This window comes from Candidatus Protofrankia californiensis (assembly GCF_900634765.1).
Taxonomy (GTDB): Bacteria; Actinomycetota; Actinomycetes; order Frankiales; family Frankiaceae; genus Protofrankia; species Protofrankia californiensis.
Genome location: NZ_CAAAFT010000317.1, coordinates 1 through 3,712, shown reverse-complemented (window position 1 = coordinate 3,712; position 3,712 = coordinate 1). Strand labels below are relative to the sequence as shown.

Sequence of the window (3,712 nt, the reverse complement as noted above, 5' to 3'; positions counted from 1 at the left end):
CGACTGAAGCCGTGTCCGACCTGGCGACACGAGCAGGTACGGACGCGCTAGCCGACGCGGAACTGAAGATTTGTCAGCCAAAAGTACCGCCCTGCCATCGTAGGAGAGGTTGAGATGGTGGATCAGTCCATGCGCGCACGTCCGAACGCAGGTTCGGGTGGCCGGACGCGGGATGCTGGAGGAAGTACCTCCATTGCGGTGATCGGGGCCTCGTGTCGCCTTCCTGGCGGCGTTGATTCCGCGGCGTCACTTTGGGATTTTCTCCGGGACGGTCGTGATGCGATCACAGATGTGCCGTCAGAGCGATGGAGTGAGACGTCACGGCAAGCGTTGCAGTCGGAGACCGGCCGGAACGTGCTGTGGCGTGCTGGGATTTTGCCGGGCGACGTCGGTGCCTTCGATCCGGAGTTCTTCGGCATCAACCCGGCCGAGGCGGAGTTGATCGACCCTCAGCATCGGCTGTTGCTGGAGGAGGCGTGGAAGGGGTGCGAGCACGCCGGATTGCCGACCGATGACCTGGTGGGGAGCCATGCTGGTGTGTTCTTCGGCATATCCAACCTGGACCATGCGGCCTATGCGCTTTGGCTCCCGGCCGGCGGTGGCGGATACTTTCCGACCGGTAACACCTCTGGACTGGCGTCCGCTCGGGTATCGCACATCCTGGGTTTGCGCGGTCCCAGCATGACCGTGGACGCGGCGTGTTCGTCGGGGTTGGTCACCACGCACCTGGCATGTCAAAGTCTTCGGCAGGGCGAGTGTGACCTCGCGTTCGCTGGCGCGGTCAACCTGTTGCTCAGCCCCCGGACGTTCGTGGCCTATACCGAGTTGGGGGTGTTGTCTCCCACCGGGCGATGCCACAGCTTCGACGAACGAGCGGACGGCTTCGTTCGGGCCGAGGGGTGCGTGGTCCTCGTGCTCAAACGTCTCGAGGACGCGATTCGTGACCAGGACCGCGTGCTTGCCGTGCTGCGGGGGCTGGCGGTCAATCATGATGGGAAGACGTCCCGATTCACCCGGCCTTCCGGGCAAGCGCAGGAAGAGGTGTTCCGCACCGCTCTGGCCAATGCCGGTGTCGACCCGGCAGACGTTGGTTTGGTGGAAGCGCACGGCACGGGAACCATCGTTGGCGATCCGATCGAGTTCCGTTCGCTGGCCGCCGTCTATGGAACGGGACGAGACCGGTGCGCATTGGGTTCGGCCAAGACGAACTTCGGCCACACCGAATCCGCCGCAGGCCTGGTGGGACTGCTCAAAGCCATCCTGGCGGTGCACCACGGTGAGGTTCCGGCGTCACTGCATTTCCGACGGTGGAACCCCACCATCGACCCGTCCGGCACCAGGCTGTTCGTTCCGACCGGAACGACACCGTGGCCAGTCACCGGCGTTCCGCGGCTCGCAGCCGTGTCCTCCTACGGTGTGGGCGGGACCAACGCGCATGCCATTGTGGAGGAACCGCCGGCTCCCAGCCCCGCGGTCGCGCCGAGGTCGTCCAGTATCAGGGACGATTCCGCCGGCACGTTCCTGCTGTCGGCACGATCAGAAACCGCGCTGGAGCGTTCCGCTGCCAGGCTCGCCGACTGGCTCCTCGGCCCCGGAGCGGCGACACCGTTGAAGGATGTCGCGCACACACTTGCGGTACGCCGCTCGCATGCCACCGAGAGATTGGCGGTCGTCGCTTGCTCCCGGGACGAGCTCGTCGACCGCCTGCGCGCGTATGCCGACGGGGCACCTGCCCAAGGCGTGGTCAACGATTATGTCCACGCCGAGCACGCAGCGGGACCGGTGTGGGTGTTCAGCGGCCACGGCTCGCAGTGGCCTGGTATGGGGCGAGACCTGTTCGCCGCCGAACCCGTGTTCGCCGACACGATCGCGGAGCTCGATCCCCTGATCCGCGCCGAGTCGGGGTTCTCGCCGGAGGAGGTGCTGCGGGCCGGTGTCGAGGTGACCCGAATCGACCAGGTCCAGCCCTTGATCTTCGCGATACAGGTCGCTTTGGCGCGCACCCTGCAATCCCACGGCATCCATCCCGCCGCCGTCGTGGGACACTCCATGGGTGAGGTCGCCGCTGCCGTGATCGCGGGAGCGCTGATCATGGAAGACGGCGTCCGCGTCATCTGCCGTCGGTCCATGCTGTGCGTTCCCGCCGCCGAAGCCCGCGTTGGGGCGATGGCGGTCGTCGAACTGGATGCGGCCACGGTCCGGGCAGAGATCGACCATCTTCCCGACGTGGATGTCGCGGTACGCGCCGCGCCCCGGTCAACCGTGATTGGTGGTACTCGGGTCGAAGTCGAACAGCTGGTCGAAGGCTGGACATCTCGTGACATTCCCGCGCGGATGATCGCTGTCGATGTCGCCTCGCACTGCACCTTGATCCGTCCAACCGCCGACGCGCTGACCGCTGCGCTCAGCGACATACGGCCTGAGCAGCCGACGATCCCTTTCTACACCACGGTTCTGCCCAATCCGCGGCAGACACCCACGTTCGACGCCGCCTACTGGGGCGACAACATGCGCTGCCCGGTTCGGGCGGTGGATGCCACGATCGCCATCGTCGAGGACGGAGACCGGCTTTTCCAGGAGATCTCTCCACATCCGGTGGCGGCCCACCCGCTCACCCTGATCCTCGAGGCGGTCGGGGCGTCGGAGGCCACGGTTGTGCCGACCATGCGTGCCGAGCACGATCAGGCCACAGCCGTGCGTGCGAGCATCGCGGCGCTTCATTGCGCCGGGCTCGACGTGGAGTGGCGGCAGTGGCACGGCGACGGAGCCCTCGCGGATGTGCCGCCTACGACGTGGGACAGGCGCACCTACCTGATCAGGACACTCACGGACGGCCCGGCACAGATGATCAACCAGGTCCCGTCGGCGCTTGCCGAGCCTGACACGCAACGTCCGGACGCTGAGGAGACCGCCGACGACGTCCTTGCCGACATTCACCGGCACACCGGAGACGAACGCCGCAGGGTTATCGCGAAGCACCTCGTTGAAACCGTGCGCGAACTCCTCGGGTTGCGGACGCATCGGGTGAGCACCAGCGCCACCTTTGCGGAGCTCGGCCTGGACTCCCTGCGCGCCCTGGAACTCCGCGAACGACTCGAGCAGGTATTTCATGTCTCCATCCCGCTCGCCTCGATTTGGGAGCATCCCACAATCGCGGAATTCAGTGCATACATTGACGGACTGCTGTCGACCTCGGACTGACAAGTCAACAACGATCTAAGCCAACCCCGATGGAGATTTCGTCCTCATGAGCGGCGCAACCAGTTCGGATCCTGCGGGCCACCTCGATGCACATGGTCCCTTGCTAAACACCCTGGCCGGAGCGTGGCAGCCTATCTCATTCATCGTCACTGACCGCAACGGAAACATTCTCGGCATGCCCATGGGCGCCCAGCCGAGCGGCCTACTGATCTACACGGTAGACGGCCACATGTCCGTACACCTGCGCGACCCGCGGCGTCACACCTCGAGCGCATCCGTCCCCGAATTTGCCCATGGACCGCATGTCGACGCCGAATCGATCGCCATGAACAACCCTTACATCGGATATTGCGGAACCTATCACCTATCTGGCGATCAAGTCATCCATCATGTGCAGGCGGCGTCTGTTCCCGAATGGATTGGAGGGAAGCAGGTTCGCGATTTCGCGCTGAGAAGGGATGTGTTGACGTTGTGTTGTCCGGCGAAGCATGACGGGTCGGACATCCGGGTC

2 protein-coding genes are annotated in these 3,712 nt (G+C 65.0%); both read left to right on the top strand.

Features of this window, described 5'->3' with window-relative positions:
- Positions 1–114: 114 nt before the first annotated feature.
- On the top strand, positions 115–3,201 hold the full coding sequence (locus tag DD1DGNOD_RS16805) for a type I polyketide synthase (protein WP_131770558.1): 3,087 nt from the start codon (positions 115–117) through the stop codon (positions 3,199–3,201).
- Between the two features lie 46 nt (positions 3,202–3,247).
- Positions 3,248–3,712, top strand: a 465-nt coding sequence (locus tag DD1DGNOD_RS16800) for a lipocalin-like domain-containing protein (protein ID WP_131770557.1), incomplete at its 3' end; no start/stop codon positions are given.

Bases quoted from the DNA above. Each gene is read 5' to 3' on its own strand.
- DD1DGNOD_RS16805 (WP_131770558.1), top strand. From the start codon at position 115: ATGGTGGATCAGTCCATGCGCGCACGTCCGAACGCAGGTTCGGGTGGC.